The organism is Leptolyngbya sp. FACHB-541 (assembly GCF_014695875.1).
GTDB lineage: Bacteria > Cyanobacteriota > Cyanobacteriia > Elainellales > Elainellaceae > JAAUTN01.
In genome coordinates this window covers 1-20,402 of record NZ_JACJPC010000047.1, presented here as the reverse complement: position 1 = coordinate 20,402, position 20,402 = coordinate 1, and the positions used below count along the sequence as shown (strand labels likewise).

The following is a 20,402-nucleotide window of genomic DNA, read 5'->3' as shown; positions in this document are numbered from 1 at the left end:
CTCCCAGGGATATTAGAGAAGGGCGATCGGACTCGGTAGGATGGCTCTGCTAATACATAAACACTATCGGAGTCTTTTATGCCTGAATCTCCTAAAGAAGGTCAAAACTTTGATGCTCAACTAGCCGTTGAGAATATTGCTGCTGGTACTGAAAAACAGCCTGATGTGAACGTTCAGGATGATTATGAAGCTTCAAAAGCCTTTAGCACCAGCGAAATTGACCAAACCTCAGAAGGCAGCGGAGCTGCTGAAGCCGCCACTGCCCCTAAGCAAAAATTGCCTGAGCCGGAAGCTACTACTTTAGTAAGTGAACCAACTAGCGACCCAGAGCAATATCGCGAAATGGCTAAAGATGTGAATCCTCGCCTTTAAAGGAAGACGATAGAGCGATCGCGATCTGTGATCACAATCACGGACGAGACTGATCAGGATCGCGATCGCCCTATCTAAGTCCAGACATACTGTAGGAGACTCAACTCTAGCCGAGTCATCAACAGGGAACACACGACTGACCGACAGTCTCCGTACGGAATCTGTCGGTTTTTTATTAGCTTTTCATAGCCTAGCGCAGCCCTAATAGAAACCGCACCCTTTTGAAACACCTGGCAATACACAGCGCCTACTTTGCGCGTACTTTACAGTCGATTGGGAAAATTCGACTTTTGGTAAGCAATAGTAACTTTAGCAAGCTCTAGTCAAACATTCTCTAGCGCATTGCCCCCATCGTATTCTTCCAGGACAACTCTTTGCAAAGAATTTCTAAAGCTCGCTGATCGGCATCTGGGAACAAGTTGCTGTCTGCCAACTCTTGTAGCACCTGTTGGGTGAGTTGAGCCGCAAAACTGCCGCCGCAGCGCAGCAAATGACTGTAATAGCAAAACTGAGGACGCTGCATCTGATTCCGGTGAAACTGGTGTACCTCAGCCTCAGACATTTTGTATGCGGGAGTATTGACCGGAACAACGATGCGGGGAATTCCATGAATTCCGTAGGTGCGATCGTCCTCCACCTCCAGCGTCCCAACCAAAACCGTGCCCAGCAAAGTTCGGGTTTCGGTAACCAAATCCGGCGCAAACAGAGGGTCTGGTTCGCTAGAAAGACGGGGACCATTGCTGAGAAACGTGGGATTAAACAGTTGAGTATTGTAAATTAACCCGACTGCCCAGTGCCGTCCGCCTAATTCTTCCAGTTTGACAAAGCTGCCAAATCCATAGTCCTCTGCCTGAGGCGGATTGCTCACCTCTAGTTTGTCGTCTAGCTGCACGACATAGTCACAGTGAGAATTTGATTTGACTACTTTTCCCAGTTTCATGCGCTTTGTTGGAGTTTTTTTAACTTAGCTTGAGATCAAAATCTCCCCGCATTTTGTAAAAAGCTTGACCATTAGCGGCCAGGATTTCTACAAAACGTGGGGAGCCAAATTTAGTTAATTTTTAGGTTCGTGTCAACGCTACGACATTGCTTGAATGATGTAGTCAAAGTAAGGCGCGGCTTCCTTAGCATCGTCCTCAGTGAGCAAGCTGAGCGAAGCTCTCTTAAGACAGCGAATCGACTCAACCATACCAGGAACTGGTACACCCAGTGAGTTGTACATTTCACGCACGCCGATTAGACCAATTTTCTCAATTGGATCTTTGTCGCCCGCCAAAACTCCGTAGGTAATTAGGCGCAAATACCAGCCGTAGTCGCGCAGGCAGAGGGCACGCTGGCGATCGCCATAAGCATTTCCGCCTGGAGCAATAAAGTCAGGGCGCTTTTTCCAAAGCTGCTTGCTGGCTTCTTGCACAATCTTTTTCTCATTCTCAGAAAGGGCAGCAGCAATCCGAATTCTCTGCTCCCCGGTCTGCAAAAACTCTTTGATACCTTCAAGTTCGCCGCTAGTAGGATAGCGGAGTTCATCGTCGGCGTTGAGAATAACTTGGCTAACTACACTCATAATATGGCGGTGATTTAGTTACATTGACTCAGATATCGCTTGTATTTTAACGATTCTAGGGGACGTAAAGAAAGCGGGCGTGGCGGAAAAACCATTCAAGCGCAAACGATTGCCCGACCAGAACAGATCCTAAGATTTTATGAGTAGAGAGTGACTATCTCGCAACATATAGAAATCTTAAGCTCAGAAATCTTGAATAATTTGTGAAAAACTGCTGTTAGCTTGTTTACATTTCAAGTTTGACCTTTCTATGACTGTAGACGGAGATCGGTCAAGCTTTACTTACTCTTAACGTCCTACTAGGGGCATTTCTTAACGTAGCGGGTTAATCCTTGTACATGTTGACCGCTCACTTAACCCGACTCCCTCATCTCCAACACGGCTACTCCTAAAAATTTGAGCTCAAATTAAAGGCTACGCACCCGCATTGTGGTCATTGCAGCCTGTGAAGCTCTGCGAGATTCACGGAGGCTTTGCTGTGCCTCAGTTTCAGGAATAGGACATGTTTGGACAAGCAGAAATACTTAGTGGCGATTTGATGACGCTCAACGAATTAACGATGGTTTGCTCAATCCACTCTTAATTTCTACACCAGACAATACCATGTCAGATAACAGCAGCAATACTCCAAATAACAACAGCGTCATTTTCATTCATCCTGATGGCACTACGCCCTCTCACTATGCTTTGGCGCGTTATGAGACTGCGGGTCCAGATGGTCGCATTAACTGGGATCGGATGGATAGCGCTGGCTCCTATTTATCGCACATCAAAGACCAGCTCACAGCAACCTCGAACGCGGGTGCAGTTGTTCATGCCTATGGGGTAAAGCCTCAAGCAGATTCCTACGGATTGGACGAAGAGGGCAACTCGATTACCTCCCTTTCTGCTCAAGAAGGTTTGACTGATGAGGGAACGACAATTATGGAGGAGGCGATCGCCGCTGGCAAAGCGACCGCTGTAATTAACTCTGGTTTCATTGCAGAACCCGGAACAGGTGTTTTTCTCGCCGATGTAGAAAGCCGTAGCGAAACCGAAGCCATCACTGCAGAAATTGTTGAATCGGGCGTTGACATCATCCTGGGTGGCGGCGAAACCGACTATTTACCCGAAGGAACCATAGGTTTTTTTGGCGAAGAGGGCACCCGCACCGATGGACGCAACCTAGTTGAAGAAGCTGAGGAGATGGGCTACACGGTGATCTACACCCCTGAGCAATTGCAAAGTTTGCCCGAGGGCACCGACAAAGTCCTGGGCATTTTTGCGGCAGAAGACACCTACAATGACACCACCGAGGAAGCCAACGCTGCTGAGCGACTAGAGAACTATGGGCAACCGGGAAATCCTAACCCACCTACCGTTGCTGAAATGCTGGAGGTGGCTCTCCCGATTTTGGCTGCGGATGAGGATGGCTTCTTTGTCGTTCTAGAAGAAGAAGGAACGGACAATTTTGGCAACAACAATAACGGTCGGGGTGTTGTAGAAGCTGCGATTCGGGCAGATCAGGCGATCGGCGTTGCTCAAGATTTCATTGACAGCGAACGACCAAACACGCTGTTAATCACTACCGCAGACAGCAATGCAGGCGGACTGCAAACCACCGATGTAGACGTTCAAGCGGGTGGCAACGTTGGCACTACTCCCGTAAACCCCACTCAGCCCGATCGCTCCGATGCTATTCAAGTGCCCCTTGATGGTGAGGAAGGACGCAACACAGAACCATTTGTTACCGGACCTGATGAAGACGGCACTCGCTTTCCCTATGGCATTTCTTATGCAGGGCTACCAGACTTTGGCTCTGACGTTGTCAGCAAAGCTTATGGGCTAAATTCCGATTTGCTGCCCAGCACCCACGACAACACAACAATTTATCGGTTGATGTATCAAACGCTGTTTGATGAAGCCCTGCCATCTCCTGTTGAAGCGCCGGAACCTGTCTCTGCTCCTGCCACTACTGAGGACACGGGCAACGTCATCTTCATTCACCCCGATGGCACCACCCCAGCCTACTTCACCCTGGCTCGGTTAGAGGAAGAAGGTCCCGACGGTCGCCTCAACTGGGACATGATGTCTGATGCAGGCGTTTACATCAACAGCATCGAAGATGAACTGACCCCCAGTTCCAATGCCGGAGCAGTCGTTCATTCAATGGGCACTACGCCTCAAGCCGATTCCTACGGGTTAGATGAACAGGGTGAACCCGTAATTTCACGCTCTGGGAAACAGGGCCTGACCATCATGGAGGAGGCGATCGCCGCTGGTAAAGCGACTGCTGTAATCAACTCTGGCTTCATCGCAGAACCTGGTACAGGGGTCTTTTTAGCCGATGTGGAAAGCCGCAGTGAAACCGAAGCTATCACCGCAGAAATTGTGGAATCGGGTGTTGACGTTATTTTAGGTGGGGGTGAAACAGACTATTTGCCAGAAGGAACTACAGGCTTCTTTGGTGAAGAGGGTACTCGCACCGACGGACGCAACCTGATTGAGGAAGCTGAGGATTTAGGCTACACAGTAGTCTACAACCGTAAGCAACTACAAAACCTTTCTGAAGACACGACCAATGTCCTAGGCATATTTGCGGCAGAAGATACCTACAATGACACGACCGAAGAAGCCAACGCGGAAGCAGGATTAGACAACTATGGACAACCAGGCAACGAAGACCCACCCACCGTTGCCGAAATGCTAGAAGCAGCCTTGCCCATCCTGAACCGTGACCCCGATGGTTTCATGGTGGTGCTGGAAGAAGAAGGCACCGATAACTTTGGTAACAACAACAACGGTCGTGGACTGATTGAAGCAACTCGACGGGCAGATGATGCGATCGGCGTAGCGATGGACTTCATCAACAATGAGGACCCCAATACGCTGCTAGTTACATCTGCTGATAGCAATGCGGGTGGACCTCAAGTCTATGACGTTGATGAAGCAGATGAACCCGTCGGCACGGTTGAAGTAAACCCTACCCTGCCTGATGACTCTGATGCGGTTGAAGTGCCCCTTGATGGACAAGAGGGACGGAACACTGAACCCTTTATCACGGCTGAAGATGCTAACGGAAACACGTTCCCCTTTGGCATTGCCTATGCCACGCTGAACGATGTTCCTGACAGCGTATTGACCAAAACCTATGGCTTGAATGCGGGAGACTTGCCTAGTTCTCACGAAAATACGTACATCTATGAGTTGATGTACCGGACGCTGTTTGGTCAGAATGCTTTGCCTACTCTAGTCGAAGGAACTCCCCAGGCAGAAACTCTCTTAGGTGGTCCCGATCGCGACTTAGTTCGGGGTAATGAAGGCGACGACACGATCGCAGGCTCAGTCAATGATGACTTTCTCTATGGTGAGGAGGGCAATGACCTGATCCGGGGTGACTTAAACACGGTTCAGGCTGGCGATGATGCGGGTGGCGATGACCTTCTCAGTGGCGGTGAAGGCGACGATCGCCTTTTTGGGCAGGGCGGCGATGACCAGCTCTATAGCGGCGAAGGCAATGACCAACTCTATGGTGATGCGGGCGATGACTTGCTCTATGGGGGGTTGGGGCAAGATGCCCTATTAGGTGGGGAAGGCCGCGATCGCTTTGTTATCGCTACTGGTGAGGATGCTGATACGTTTAGCGACTTCCGCATTGGCGAAGATCTTATCGCCCTGATGAACGGAGTCACCTATGACCAGCTTTCGTTCTCCCAAAGTAGCGGCAGCACGGTCATTAGCGCTGATGACAGCATACTGGCGACACTGCGTGGCATCAACAGCAGTGAGCTGATTGCAGCAGCACAGACCACGTTTGTCACGATGTAGCACAAATTCCTGATTAAGAGGTGGAGGCACAACGCGCTTCCATCTCTTAATCCCAAGACAAACGAAGCAAAGCTTTCTACCTTTAGTTCCAATCCAATATCTTCCTTCAATAGACGAGCGCGCTGGGATTTTTTCATAGCATGAGCCAAATGGTATTGGTAGGAATGGTCTCATGGGATTCATGGCAAAACTCCGGCTGCTAGGAGCAACTGCCCTTAGCTTTGGTCTTATTCACATGGGCAATGCCCATTTGCCGCTTGCTGAATATTTAGATACGAGCGATCGCGCCGTGGCAACAACGGGAGGACGGGCAAGAGGAGGGTCATTTGATGAACCTGCTCCCGCTGAACCCGTCCCCGATGGGGGAGGTTATGGGGGAGGTGGGGGCTATGCACAACCGCCCTATCAAAGTGATCCCTATGGTTACAGCGATCCCTACGGTTCACCTTACAATGACCCCTACAGTTATCCCAGCAGGCGATCAGATCCGTACTACACCCGCGATCGCTACCGTCAACCGCCTGTCGTAGTTCCCCTTCCGAATACCGTTCCCTACGGTTCACCTTACGATTCAGGTCCGGGCTACCCTAGTGCTAGCATTGGCATTCCGCCTATCTTTGTTTTGGCGGCGATCGCCTTATTCTTCTTTGCTCCCTTTTTCCTGATGGCATCGCGGCTTAACACCTTGGGTAGCCGTTCGGGCAACCGATTAACCGGACGACGATCGCCCAATGGAGAACTTCTAAATGACATTGTTACCGTTACCCGACTTCAGGTATCCCTGTTGGCAGGGGCACGCCCTCTTCAGGCAGCGCTTGAGCAAATTGCTACTCGTCACAACCTGCAAACCAAACAAGGCTTGAGTGCAATGCTGCAAGAAACCGTGTTGACGCTCTTGCGATCGCCTGAATATTGGAGCCATGTTCGAGTCGATTCTCAAACGGCAAACAGCCGCCAGGAAGCAAGCCGTTTATTTGAGCAACTCTCGATTGAAGAGCGCAGTAAATTTGGTTCAGAGACTCTGGCTAACGTAGGAGGGCAGGTACATCGACAGACAGCCCAATTTAGCACTGAGAATAATCCTGACAGTGGATATATTGTCGTTACGTTGCTGTTAGGTACTGGAGGCGATCGTCCTCTATTGAGCGCAATTCACTCTACAACTGAACTGCAAGCTGCCCTACAACGCCTGGGAGCTATTCCTGCGAATGAGCTGTTGGTCTTTGAGCTTCTGTGGTCACCCCAAGATTCTAGAGATGTTCTCTCTAGGGATGAGTTACTGAGTGAGTACCCCACCATGACACAGTTGTAATGTTGTTCGCTGTATTCTACGCAAGTTGTGAGAGGTGTGTTCCTAAAGAGCTGTGCCTCTCATAGCTGATTTGCGCCATTTCAATTAACTATTACTTTCGGCGGGGCAGGTTTTGCTGTTGAACCTCAGTTCCATTGTCTATCAAACTCACCCCTACGATGTCATGTCGTGTTCATAGCACTACGCGCATACTTTACAGCAATTTCTACTTGTATGAATTACAAACTTTGTAGGGGCAGTTCGCGAACCACCCCTACGCTATAGCTTACCCATTGAGAAATTGCTGTAAGTCCCACTCACCTTGGCATAGGAGGTCTCAAAACGTGGGAACTTCTACGCGAATAATCAAAGGACACAGTATCTTGTCTAGCAGGATTCAACACCGAACAAAAGAAGTTGAAAACAAAAGAAAAGAGATTGGACAAAGCCCAACCTCTTTTTTCCCGTCATTTAGAGTGAAAGTAGCAGCTTAATTTTGAATGCTTTCTTCACCCAGTTCTGCCAGGTTGGGCGTAGCAAAAAATCCAAAGTAGGTGGCGATCGCAGCGGTAAGTGCATGTAGCCAGACATCGTTACCAAAAATGGGGACTAAACCCAAGGTGGACTGAGTCGCAGGAAACAGTCCCAAGATCGCTAGCGTTCCATAGAAGAGTGCTAGCACTCCGCTAAAAAGACGAGCACTACCCAATGAGGTAGCGCCAAGAATTCCTAGAAGCCCTACTGTCAGGTGAACAACGTTGTGTAGAACATTGATTGGGAATAACCCCATTAGATAACCGTATCCATTAGTGACTCCGAGACCCACCATATCAGGGTCAGCGGCAGGGGGAGTAACAAAGCTTGGAATAAATCCGGCTATGCCAACAAGTAAGAAGATGATACCGACGGTCAGGGAAAAGTATTGTCCTGGTTTCATAATTGAGCTCCTAAAAGTGTAAAGAGATGGAAGATTTTCAACATTTACTGGTCAAACGCTTCAATTCCGGTTGTAGGGGCGAAGCATTAACCAGAAGCTTTTGAAAGTCTACAAAGCCTATTGCTTCGATACTTCGCTCCTCCGACAGAGAACTCTCGCCCTTCTGGGTAGGAATAGGACGGATGTATCTGCCATAGCGTCAAACCCTTCCTCAATCCGAATTCGACAGTGCCTATTTGAGCCACACTGTACCTAGCTGAAATGGCAAAAAATGTGCACTACAGAACCCACAGATCACTATTTTTTGTGCCGTTATGATGTTTTCCTACAAAACTGAGGGCGAAGAAGTTTGTTATCGATCTAAATCTTCTCTATCTAAAGTGGTAAGCATATATACCCTTTTAGCGGATAGATTAGAACGTGTTAACGGCTAAACTCTTGTGGTTGTGGCTGGCTCGTCGTCCTTTGTCCTACCAGTTCAGCGTCAGTTATAAAAATAGGATCTATTGAAGGCACTTTAGAAGATTTGAAGGTGACTCCAAGGCAAAAGCTATGAACCGAAGGTTACCGATGTCCGTCCAGGAGAAAGAGCAGCTTTTTCAATCTGAGCTAGTTAAGGCTTGTATACCGCGTGATCAAGCCGTGAAAGTGGCTCAGATTCTTGCTTCTGAACAGGACGATGAACAGTTAGCTGCCGAAGATGTTCAGTTAGTCAAACAGGTTTGTCTTCAGTGGCTAGAGCAGCGTAAGCGTTTGGAGTTCATCTCACAGGCTGCTCATGGAGACTTCTGATCTCCAGCTAGCCTAGGTAGGTTACTGCAATAATCGTGTTACGGGTGTGGCATCTGTTTGACGTTGATGCTCATATGAAGTTGATAGAGCGATCGCCTCATCCTTTCAACTTTAATAACCCTGACTTAAGAAGAGACGAACAAAAACAGCAGCAACCAGCCTCGGTCGTATAGCGTTTAATCTGATTTTCAGGCAACGGAATTTTTGGGTCAGGTGCAGCAGGAGATGCGATCGCCATTCTCACAGGTGCCCTCCCCTGATGGACCTTCGGACTCAAGTCTGCCCAGGATCAGCTCTCGCGGTAGTTAGAGGCGATCGCCACGGATGCTGTTGATATGGAACGGATCGAGCAAGCCGAAAACCAACTAGAGTTCCTCAGCAAAGAATTCCCCAATAGTCTAGCCGCAGAGATGGAGGCAAATCAAACCCAAATAGCAACCCTGAAAACTCAAATTTCAGCTGCACTAAGGTTCTATTACGCGATTGCTTGTACATGAACTTCTAGTGTTTGTATAACAATCTTCTGTCTCAAGCAAACATATTTGTTACCAAGAAATCTGAAACGTTGAGGTGAGGATGGGAGAATGAGGGGATATACCAATTCCAAAAATTAGGGCTACAGATGGAAGGGCACCCTGCGGAGCGGGGTGCCCTTCCATCTGTAGCCTCTTTTTAGAGAAACGTTATTAGCATTACTTAAACCTGGACTTAATCCTCCAGCTTGAAATAATGCGAATTGTCCACCTAGTCCAAAGAGTATGGTTAATGTAAGCAGGTGGGGTGACTTGCTTACATTAACCTTGTTTTATAGGGCAAAGTTACGGCAGCTAATTGCTGTAGCTGTCACATTTTGCAACGTAGCAAGGGTGACAAACGTTTTGCCTGCCCCGATTCCGTCGGCGTCAACTTGGATTTGGGTATCAGCACCCATCTGTACAGACTGGATTAATTGGGTATGGAGGGCATGTGCTCGTCCTCCAGCAAAGGCAGGTTTGGCGAAGATGCGGCGCAAGTCAAGTGCATCTTGTCTGACATTGAAGTCGGTGATGCGATCGCCCTCTGCGGATAGTTTCTCGAAGACAAACAGGTCTTTGTCTCGTCCACCCGTAAGAATATCTTGACCTGACCCACCAATCAAAACGTCACTGCCTCTTTGTCCCAATAGTCGGTCCTGTCCTATACCTCCCGTTAATTGATCCCGTCCAGACCCACCATCTAAGACATCATTTCCACTGCCGCTGAAGAGCCGATCGGCTCCTGCGTTGCCCTTCATGATGTCGTTGCCTGTACCTCCTACAAGGCGATCGTTCCTATTCTTACCAGATAGTCGATCGTTGCCTGATGTGCCCCTGATGCTTACCCCACGTTTACCCACGTTGAACCGGATTGGAGTGGGTTTCGCCAGCCGACAAGCATCTCCCGTCAGCACAAGGTTAATGCAGTCGAAAGTACCAACGCTGACATTATCTAGCACGACCAGTGTGGTGTAGTTGCTGCCGGAATTCAGACCGTCACTATCAACACGGATTTCTGTATTGGCTCCCACTTGAACCCGCTGGATCAATTGACCGTGAAATCGCTGTGCCGCTGCTGCTCCGCCAAATTCTTTACGAGCAAAGATAGGACGTAGATCCAGTAAATCAGTGGTGACATTAAAATCGGTGATGTGATCAACGCCTTCCTTCAGGGTGTTGAAGACAAACATATCTTGACCCCGACCGCCGGTTAGCCGATCTCGACCCCGACCACCTACTAAGATGTCATTGCCGCTGCTAGCACTAAGGCGATCGTTGCCAAGGTCACCCTTGATTAAGTCGTGACCTGTACCACCACTAAGGCGATCGTTGCCACGACCTCCCGTGAGGCGATCGTTGCCACGACCTCCCGTAAGGCGATCGTTGCCACTGCCGCCGAGCAGGCGATCGTTGCCACTATCCCCTGTGAGAACGTCTTTGCCACTGTCGCCAACTAGCCTGTCATTGCCACTCTTGCCTTTTAAGATGTCATTGCCCTTATACCCTCTAAGGAGGTCATTTCTGCGAGTACCGCTAAGCCGATTTTTGCTGCTATTGCCTTTTTGCACCTTGCCACGCTTACCACCCCCTGTGAAGTCAATTGCAATTGCCTCACCCAGTTGACACTCTTCTGCTGTCCAACTGCCTTGTACTGTGCTAGCAAAACGATTGCCTAGTAAGTCACTGATGTCGTTGGTACTGGTGAAGGCAAGTGTGTAGTTACCGCCTTCATTGGTGCGTCCATTGAGATTGCCGATCGTCCAGGTCATTCCATCAGGACTTGTTAGGGTGGCCCCTTCTAGCGACACAAGTGCACCATCGTGCGTCAGTGCTAAATCAGATAAATCAAAGTTCTTGATGGGTTCGTTAAAACGGATGACCAGCTTACCTTGTGGATTGTCTTCTGTGGGCGGGGCACTCACGTCAAGGACAGCAGTAGGTGGGGTTGCATCAATGGTGATGGTGAGTGGAGTAGACGTTGGGCTGGTATTACCCAAGCTATCAACAACCGCACTGCTCAGCTGGTAGACTCCATCTGGAAGCGGTGACTGCGGAGTAAAGCTCCATTTTCCGTCTGCACCAGTGGTTGTAGTGTCAAGTAAAGTGGTTCCGTTGAACAGTTTGATGGTGGTGTTGGCTGTTGCTGTTCCTATCAGGGTAGGAGTGTTGTCGCTGGTGAGATTATCAGAGTTAGATGCTCCTGTGTCACTGCTGCTGGATAGTACTGGAGAAGATGGGGCTGAAGATGTGGTGAGATTGGCAGTGCGGTTCAGCCCGCTAGGCGCAGCACTGTTGCTATTCCCTGCTTTGTCTTGAGCGATGTTTGCACCCAGCTCAACGTTGACTACACCAGTGGCATTGGGGCTAACGGTAAAGCGATAGGTGATGCCACCATCGTCACTCGTCGGAGCAGTAGTAATGGTGCCATTGCTGACCGTAATATCATCACTCGTCAATCCTGTTACTGCTTCACTAAAGCTCGCAGTGACTGTAAAAGAACTCTTAACTTCCGTAGGTGCATCTGAAGAGAGGCTGACAGTGGGGTTAAGCGTATCAATACCGAACAGGTCAGCAAAATTGGCAGAAGTTTGGAGGTTGCCTGCGCCGTCTTTCGCACCCGTAATCTGAACATCAATATTTGCCAGGTTAGTGTTGGCATCAGCGACATTGTAGGTTGCAACATAGGTTGTGCTGTTTGTCCAGTTACCACTAGCAAAGCTGATGGTAGACGCTGGGTCTTCTCCTGCTGTTGGAAAACTCAGGGTGGGGTTGACCGCAGTATTCATTGCCTCGCTGTAGACTGCCGTTAGCGTGAAAGTACCGTTGTCTACTGTTGCATTGTTAAGGATGAGAGAACTGGAAGTAAGGCTAGTAAGGGTAGGTGATGTAGTGTCTCCCGTGTTGTTGATAATTGCCTGATTGGTGAAAGAATTTGCAGGATTTCCCGCAGCATCTTGAGTCAAGTTACTTCCGGGTTGGGTGTAGCTGGCAGCTACGGTATCGTCCTGGTTAACGGGGTTGGCAAGCGTCAGAGTGACGGTAGAGTTGTTGAGGGCGATCGCACTAACGGCTGCAGCAGTGCCATTGACTGTAATGGTGTAAGCATCTGTAGACGGTGTGAAACCACTGTTGAGCAATTCACTGTAGTTGAGCGTTAAGGTCGTACCATTGACTGCTGCACTAGTCAGGGTGGGTAGTGTTGTATCAACGATTGCTGAAACCGCTGGTGAAAGAGAGCCAATATTGCCCGCTTGATCGGTGATCTTAGCAGTGACGCTAATGTTACCTTCACCCTGTGCAGTGATTGCTGCAGATGAAACTGTGACCATTGCGCTGCTGTTGGTGATATCACTATCGGTCAGGGTATAGTTGACAGTTTGCGCTCCCCAGTTGAGAGTCAGAACATCCCCGCTTAATGCGCCTGTTCCTGTCAGATTGACATCTACGGTTGTGCCATCAGATGCTTCAGTCTGGCTGATGCCACCTGTGGCTTCGGAGATGATATTAATCACAGGGGCAGCAGGGGCGATCGTATCTACGGTGACGGTAGTGGGCGTAGAAATAGGGCTGCTGTTTCCTGCTTGGTCGAGCAATTCGGTAGTGACCTTAAAGGTGCTATCTCCTTGTGCGGCAATCGTGGCAACCGGAACCGTAATGATGGTGATGCCCCTAGTGACATCGCTGTCTGTCAGAATGTAGCTCACCGTTTGTGTACCCCAGTTGAGGGTGACCGTATCGCCAGCTAACGCTCCTGTTCCAGTCAGGCTAGCATCTACGGTTGTGCCATCAGCCGCTTCAGCCCCATTGATGCCACCTGTTGCTTCTGGGATAGTTGTAATTGCAGGAACCGTGGGTGCGATCGTGTCTACTGTGATAGGGGCAGGAGCTGAATCGGGGCTACTGTTTCCTGCTTGGTCAATCACCTTAGCGGTGACATTGAAGGTACCATCGCCTTGAGTGGTAATGGTGGAAGCAGGCACCGTAACCGTTGCGCTGTTGTTCGTAATATCGGTACTTGTGAGCGTATAGCTGACGAGCTGGTTGCCCCAATTTAGAGTAAGGGAATCACCTGCCAAAGCTCCTGTTCCAGCAAGACTGACGTTCACCAAAGTTCCGTCTGCGGCTTCAGTCTTGTTCAATCCACCGCTGGCTTCCGGAATGCTGGCAATGGTAGGTGCAGTGGGTGCGGTCGTGTCTACTGTGACAGGAATGGCAAAGGAAGAGGGACCTGAGCCAATCTGAGCTGAGACGTTATACGTGCTATTTCCTTGGGCAGTAATGGTGGTAACTGGAATGAGGACAGTAGCACTGTTGCTTGTAATGTCGTTACTCGTCAGAACATAGTTGACGGTTTGACTTCCCCAACTGATGGCAAGCGTATTTCCTGCGGTAGCTCCAGTACCGTTAAGATTTACCAGAACTGAGGTGCCATCAGCTGCTTCAGTGCTATTTAAGCCACCCGCCGCTTCTGGAATACTAATCGATGGAGCGTTGGCAACTACCGTGTTAACTGTGACAGGTACAGTTGCAGAATTGGGGCTAGTGTTACCTGCTCGATCGACTATCTTAGCTGAGATATCAAACGTACCATCACCTTGAGTAGCAATCGTCGAAGTAGAAACTGTGATCGTAGCACTGGTAGCTGTAATGTCTGCGTCTGTGAGAATGTAATTAACAGTTTGGGTGCCCCAGTTGAGTATGAGCGTGTCACCCGCAATCGCACCTGTTCCGGTCAGTCCAACATCGACGGTTGTACCATCACTTGCTTCTGTTGCGTCAATTCCATCTGTGCCTTCGGGGATGCTGGTGATGGCGGGAGCTGTAGGTGCAGTTGTGTCTATTGTGGCGGAGAAGGGAGATGAATCTGCACTACTGTTTCCTGCTTGGTCAATAACTTGGGCAGTGACGTTGAACGTACCATCACCTTGAGCAGAGATGGTTGAGGTGGGAATTGTGACTGTCGCACTGTTTGCTGCAATGTCGCTATTTGTCAGCGTGTAGTTGACCGCTTGCCCATCCCAATTCAGGGTGAGCGTATCCCCTTTAATGGCTCCGGTTCCTGCAAGGCTGACATTCACTGTTGTTCCATCAACAGCTTCTGTATTATTGATTCCGCCTGAAGACTCAGGAATGCTGCTGATTGAGGGAGCTGCGGGTGCGATCGTATCGACTTGAACAGGAACCGCAGGAGAATTAAGACTGCTATTGCTGACCTGGTCAGTTAGCTTCGCAGTAACGTTGAACGTGCCATTGCCTTGAGTGGAGATAGTTCCGGCGGGAACTGTGACTGCTACAGTGCCGTTAGTGATATCGGTGTTGGTTAGTACCTGATCAAAGGTCTGAGTTCCCCAATTTAGGGTAAGGGTATCACCGGCGATCGCTCCAGTTCCAGCTAGATTGACGTTTACTGTCGTACCGTCGACGGCTTCTGCTGTGTTGATGCCTCCGACTGCTTCTGGAATGCTGCTAATCGTTGGGGCAAGTGGACGAGTGGTGTCAACGGTAACGGACGTGGCAGCAGAATTGGGGCTGCTGTTTCCAGCTTGATCACTCAGCTTAGCAGTAACGCCAATGGTGCCATTGCCTTGAGCTGTGATGACCGCCGATGAGACTACGATACTCGCACTCTCACTCGTGATATCGCTGTCTGTCAAGACGTAGCTGACCGTTTGGCTGCCCCAGCTTAGGGTCACGGTATCACCTACAGCTGCACCAGTTCCAGCCAAACTGACATTAACTGCCGTTCCATCTGCTGCTTCTGAATTATTTAGTCCATTTGCGGCTTCTGTAATGTCCGTGATCTGAGGAGCCGTCGGAGCAACCGTATCAACCACGACGGCAATTGGGGCAGAAGCAGGGCTGACATTGCCAACTGAATCCGTGAGTTGCGCCGTGACATTAAACGCTGTGTTGCCTTGCGCAGTGATCGTTGCCGTCGGAACTGTAACAATTGTGGTGCCGTTGGCAATATCTGCGTTTGTGAGGGTGTACTCAACCGTTTGATTACCCCAGTTAAGGGTGAGTGTATCTCCAACCTCAGCACCGGAGCCGCTGAGGTTGATATTGGCAGTTGTGCCATCCTTGGCTTCAGCCGCATTAATCCCACCTGTTGCTTCTGGGATGCTGGTGATGGTTGGAGCAGAAGGCGCGATCGTATCAACGGTAACAGAGATTGGGTTAGAGCCAGGGCCGAAGTTTCCTGCTTGATCTGTCAGCTTAGCAGTGACATTGAACGTACCATCACCTTGTGCAGAAATGGTCGAGGCGGAAACCGGAACAACTACACTGCCACTGGTAATATCGCTGCTGGTCAGCGTGTAATCAACCGTTTGTCCTCCCCAGCTAACCGTGAGGATGTCGTCCACGGCAGCACCTGTACCAGAAAGACCTAATGTCACATTTACAGTGGTGCCATCCTTGGACTCAGCGGCGTTAAGTCCTCCGGATGCTTCAGGGATATTGGCGATGACAGGAGCTGTGGGAGCGACTGTATCAACCGTAATAGAGAGGGGCAAGGAATCGGTACTGCTGTTGCCAGATTGGTCGATCAGTTTTGCCGTGACGTTAAAAGTGCCATCTCCTTGAGTCACGATCGTCGCATCTGGCACAACCACTGTTGCGCGATCAGCTGTGATGTCGTTGTCGGTTAGTACATAGCTGAGAGTTTGACCTCCCCAAGCCAAGACTAGGGTATCTCCAGCGATCGCTCCGGTTCCCGCGAGGCTGATAGTAACGGGGGTATCATCTGAGGCTTCTGCTTCATTTAGCCCGCCATCTGCTTCTGGAATGCTGCTGATTACAGGCGCAGTCGGAGCAGTCCTATCAACCGTCACTGAGACAGGTGAGGATTTGAGGCTGCTATTGCCCGCTTGATCGGTCAGTTGCGCCGTGACATCAAAAGTAGCGTCTCCTTGAGTGACGATCGTGCCACTAGGAACGGTAACGATCGCCCCGTTGGTGCTAATGTCAGTGCTGGTCAAGATGTAGTTGACTGTCTGACCACCCCAATTCAGGGTCAGGGTGTCTCCAGCCAATGCGTTTGTTCCTGTTAAGTTGATGTTGACGATCGTGCCGTCTGCGGCTTCAGTCTTGTTCAGTCCACCTGTAGCTTCAGGAAGGCTTGTGATTGCAGGAGCTATGGGAGCAACCGTATCGACCAGCACCGTCAGTAGTGATGAAGAAGGACTTGCACCCACGTGGGCAGAAACCTTTACACTACCATTACCCTCTGTGTCGATCGTATTGGTGGGAATTGTTACGGAGACACTCCCACTGTTGATGTCGTTTGCAGTTAAGGTGTAGTTGATGACTTGCGGACCCCAGTTAACGCTCAGGGTATCGCCAGCGACTGCTCCAGTCGTACTGATGTTGACGACAACAGGCGTGCCGTCTGCGGCTTCGGTGCTGTTGAGTCCGCCGATTGCTTCTGCAATGCTGATGGTAGGAGCATTTGCAGGAGCCGTATTGACGGTGACTGCAAATGGTGAACCATCAGGGCTGACGTTGCCTGCCTGATCAACCAGTTTGACGGTCACGTTAAAGTTGCCGTCGCCCTGGCTAGAAATGGTAGAAGCTGGAACAGTGACCGCTGCACTGCTGCCCGTGATATCAGCATCGGTCAGGGTATATTGAACGGTTTGTGTTCCCCAACTGATGGTTAGAGTGTCGCCTGCGACTGCTCCTGTTCCAGTCAAGCTAACGTTGACCGTTGTGCCATCACTCGCTTCTGTTGCGTCAATTCCGCCAGTAGCTTCGGGGATATCGATGGTTGGAGGAGCGGTGGGTGCGATCGTATCAACGGTGACTGCGACAGGATTAGAAGTGGGGCTGGAGTTACCGGCTTGATCCCTCACTTGAGCCGTAACGCTAACAGCACCTTGCCCTTGAGCAGTAATAGTATTAACGGGAACGGTGACGATCGCGCTGCCGCTGGTAATGTCTACACTGGTGAGCGTGTGAGTGACCGTTTGAGCTCCCCAATTGATTGTTAGGATATCTCCTGCAACAGATCCCGTTCCGGTCAGAGCAACGCTAACAACTGTGCCGTCGCTGGCTTCAGTGCTATTGAGTCCGCCCGTTGCTTCAGGAATGCTGGAGATAGATGGAGCGGTGGGACTTGTTTGATCTACCGCAACCGAGAATGCACTGGAAGTGGGACTGTTATTGCCTGCCTGATCGGTAATTTGAGCAGTCACATTGAAGCTGCCATCTCCTTGAGCAGCGATGGTGGCAGTAGAAACGGTGACAGCAACCGTGTTGCTGGTGATGTCGCTCGCAGTCAGAGTGTAGCTAACGGTCTGTGTGCCCCAAAGCACTGTAAGTTTGTCGCCTGCGACAGCTCCGGTTCCTGCCAAACTCACATTGACGATCGTGCCATCAGCAGCCTCAACACCATTAATGCCGTTTGTGGCTTCAGGAATGCTGCTAATCGCAGGTGCAGCAGGTGCAGACGTATCAATCGTGACTGGAAAAGCAGTCGAAGTGGGACTGACATTTCCTGCCTTGTCAATGAGGCTTGCAGTCACATTAACATTGCCATTGCCTTGAGCAGAAATGGTAGACGCTGGTACGGTGAGTGCAACACTACCGCTGCTGATATTACTGCTAGTCAGGACATAGTTAATAGACTCGCCGCCCCAGTTCAGTATTAACGTATCGCCAGCAACAGCTCCAGTTCCAGTCAGGCTAACGTTTACTGTTGTACCATCAGCTGCTTCAGTGGCGTTGAGTCCGTCTGTTGCTTCAGCAATAGTGGAGATGGATGGAGCGGTGGGTGCGATCGTATCGACACTCACCGGGAAGGCATTGGAGTTGGAACTCACATTGCCTGCTTGATCTGTCAACTTGGCAATGACGTTGAAGGTCGTATTGCCTTGAGCCGTAATCGTGCTAGCTGGGACAGCCACAGCGGCACTGTTGTTGGTAATGTCGGTGGCAGTCAGCGTGTAGGTGATCGTTTGAGTGCCCCAACTGAGCGTAAGCGTGTTACCTGCGCTCGCTCCGGTTCCAGCAAGACTAACGTTGACCAACGTTCCGTCTGCTGCTTCCGTAGCATTCAAGCCACCTGTGGCTTCTGGAATGCTGGCAATCGTGGGAGCTAGGGGAGCAGCGGTATCAACAGTGACGGAGGAGGGAGCAGAATTTGCGCTGGTGTTTCCTACGGAGTCAGTCAGCTTTGCTGTGACGTTGAGGGTGCCATTGCCCTGAGCCGCAATTGTGGTAGCCGAAACAGGAAAAGCAACGTTATTGGCGGTGATGTCAGTTGCGGTCAGCGTGTAGGTTGTAGTCTGAGTGCCCCAGTTCACAGTCAAGATGTTTCCAGCGATCGCTCCAGTTCCAACTAAACTGACATTAACGATCGTGCCATCAGCAGCTTCTGTTGCGTTAATCCCACCTCCTGCGTTTTCTGGAATGCTAGAAATCGTTGGAGCGGTCGGAGCGATCGTGTCTACTGTCACCGGGAACGCTGCGGAAGCTGTGCCAGAGCCAATTTTTGCCGTAACGTTAAACGTGCCATTGCCTTGAGTGGTGATTGTGGCAGCAGAAACAGTAACGGTGGCACTGTTGTTCGTGATATCGGTGGCAGTTAGGGTATAGGTAACGGCTTGACCACCCCAAGTGAGCGTTAGAATATTTCCTGCTACAGCACTCGTTCCCGTAAGATCAACAGTCACTAATGTGCCATCAGCGGCTTCTGTCGCGTTGATCCCACCCCCTGCATTCTCTGGAATTGCCACAATGTTCGGTGGTGTTGCTGCTGTCACCAAGTTCGTAAACGATGCTGTTGAGCTGAGATAAGATGTCCACGGTGCTGCTAGGTCGTTGGTGGGAGTACCCGAGATGTCTTTGTTAACGTTGTTCAGGTTAGCAGATGAAGTCAGAGCAAAGCGAATCGGTGTATTTTCGTTGAAATTCGGATAGGGTGACGCAACAACTTGCGCATCTCCATCGGTGCTGGAAGCATCTTGGAGAAGCGTATACATGTTGTTGAAGTTAATGATCAGATCTACATACGTAGTCCCTAAAATCGTGGTTTTTGCGATCGCCGAGTCAGCAATTTTCAGAGCACTCTGAACACTTGCTTGCGCTGCTAGATAAAAGTCAGTGTTATTGGGTCGCGTGTTTACGCTGCCACTCTGGCTACCTGCAACATAAAGTCCGTCTGCAACAGGGGTGCCTGACGTGTAGCTGTTGGGTAGAGCGCCCATGTCAGCTACAAGGGCAAAATCAATCTTGCCATCTAGCCCAGTGCCCGCATCAACATCGAAGTTAATGATTAATTTCTGAGAAAAGCTGCTGTTTACAGCAGCTCTCAAAAGCAAATATTTTGTGCCTGTTGAGTTGTCAAAGCGAGAATATAAAGCAACACCCGACGGATCGTTGGTTAGATCTGCATTACTCGCGAGATCTCCAGCTGCATCATAATTTGAGCCAGAAACAGCAACCTGAAGATTAGCAGCAGGATATGAGTTCCAGTTAGTAACGACGTTGGAGTATGGCATCTTTGTACTTTGACACTTAGTGAGAATAAGGTTTACAAGCAAACAGGCAAGCAGTAGTCGTGCAGACTTAATAAGTCATACACGGCTTCTATAAACTGAAAAATTGAATAATTGCTTTAGCTGGAGGAACTTGACGACATCCTGCTAGTTGACCTGGGCTTGTATGTTTCAACACAAGCGTGTGGTACCTCATGAAGCAAAGTAGAACGACGTAATTCTTCCAGCATCCTTAATACCAATTGATTTGAGGTTGCACTTTAATCTTCGTCTTTCCCTAAAACTTTCAGTAATTGTAAGGCTGCCTGCATTTCATACGGAATTGGTATAAGCACGTAAATATCTAGCTGTATTCTCTTTGTAACGCCCTTCAATAAGTAAATTCTGGGTCACTTGACGAATCTTACATAAGCGATTGTTCGTAACATGCAGCAGCTATTGCCTCTTACATTTATCTTTCTTAAGATGCCCTATTCACAATTACAAATAACAACTCTACTTGTGTACGGTATTGATGCTCCTATAGATGTCAAGTTTTTTGTATTCTAAGGATGAATCACTTCAGGGCGTTCAGGAACCGGAAACGTGTTACGAACAATGTGATAAATCTCCCGCGCCACATAGC

At 49.7% G+C, this 20,402-nt stretch carries 8 protein-coding genes; 4 read left to right on the top strand and 4 right to left on the bottom strand.

Features of this window, described 5'->3' with window-relative positions; all coding sequences use genetic code 11:
- The first annotated feature begins 78 nt into the window (after window positions 1-78).
- Window positions 79-372 carry a hypothetical protein gene (locus H6G00_RS08555; protein WP_190796435.1) on the top strand — a complete coding sequence of 98 codons (294 nt, stop codon included), beginning with the start codon at window positions 79-81 and terminating at the stop codon, window positions 370-372.
- A gap of 334 nt (window positions 373-706) precedes the next feature.
- On the opposite strand, the gene H6G00_RS08550 is transcribed toward H6G00_RS08555, so the two are convergent.
- Window positions 707-1,312 (bottom strand): hypothetical protein, encoded by a 606-nt coding sequence (locus H6G00_RS08550; RefSeq protein WP_190796434.1) that lies wholly within the window; start codon window positions 1,310-1,312, stop codon window positions 707-709.
- Window positions 1,313-1,450: 138 nt separating this feature from the next.
- Window positions 1,451-1,936, bottom strand: coding sequence for an allophycocyanin subunit alpha-B (apcD, locus tag H6G00_RS08545; protein ID WP_190641116.1), 486 nt, complete (start codon window positions 1,934-1,936; stop codon window positions 1,451-1,453).
- Window positions 1,937-2,539: 603 nt separating this feature from the next.
- Here apcD and H6G00_RS08540 point away from each other — a divergent pair.
- Window positions 2,540-5,743: an alkaline phosphatase gene (locus tag H6G00_RS08540; RefSeq protein WP_190796433.1), complete on the top strand. Its 3,204-nt coding sequence runs from the start codon at window positions 2,540-2,542 to the stop codon at window positions 5,741-5,743.
- 172 nt (window positions 5,744-5,915) lie between these two features.
- Window positions 5,916-7,055 (top strand): DUF1517 domain-containing protein, encoded by a 1,140-nt coding sequence (locus H6G00_RS08535; RefSeq protein ID WP_190796432.1) that lies wholly within the window; start codon window positions 5,916-5,918, stop codon window positions 7,053-7,055.
- Between the two features lie 469 nt (window positions 7,056-7,524).
- Here the strand turns inward: H6G00_RS08535 and H6G00_RS08530 are convergent, their stop codons facing one another.
- The gene (locus H6G00_RS08530) at window positions 7,525-7,971 is read right to left on the bottom strand and encodes a DUF4383 domain-containing protein (RefSeq protein ID WP_190641113.1); all 447 of its coding nucleotides are present in this window, start codon (window positions 7,969-7,971) and stop codon (window positions 7,525-7,527) included.
- 552 nt (window positions 7,972-8,523) lie between these two features.
- Between H6G00_RS08530 and H6G00_RS08525 the strand changes: the two genes are divergently transcribed.
- Complete coding sequence (locus H6G00_RS08525; RefSeq protein WP_190641112.1) at window positions 8,524-8,763, top strand: hypothetical protein; 240 nt, start codon at window positions 8,524-8,526, stop codon at window positions 8,761-8,763.
- A gap of 805 nt (window positions 8,764-9,568) precedes the next feature.
- On the opposite strand, the gene H6G00_RS08520 is transcribed toward H6G00_RS08525, so the two are convergent.
- Window positions 9,569-19,780: an Ig-like domain-containing protein gene (locus H6G00_RS08520; RefSeq protein ID WP_190796431.1), complete on the bottom strand. Its 10,212-nt coding sequence runs from the start codon at window positions 19,778-19,780 to the stop codon at window positions 9,569-9,571.
- Between the last annotated feature and the right edge of the window lie 622 nt (window positions 19,781-20,402).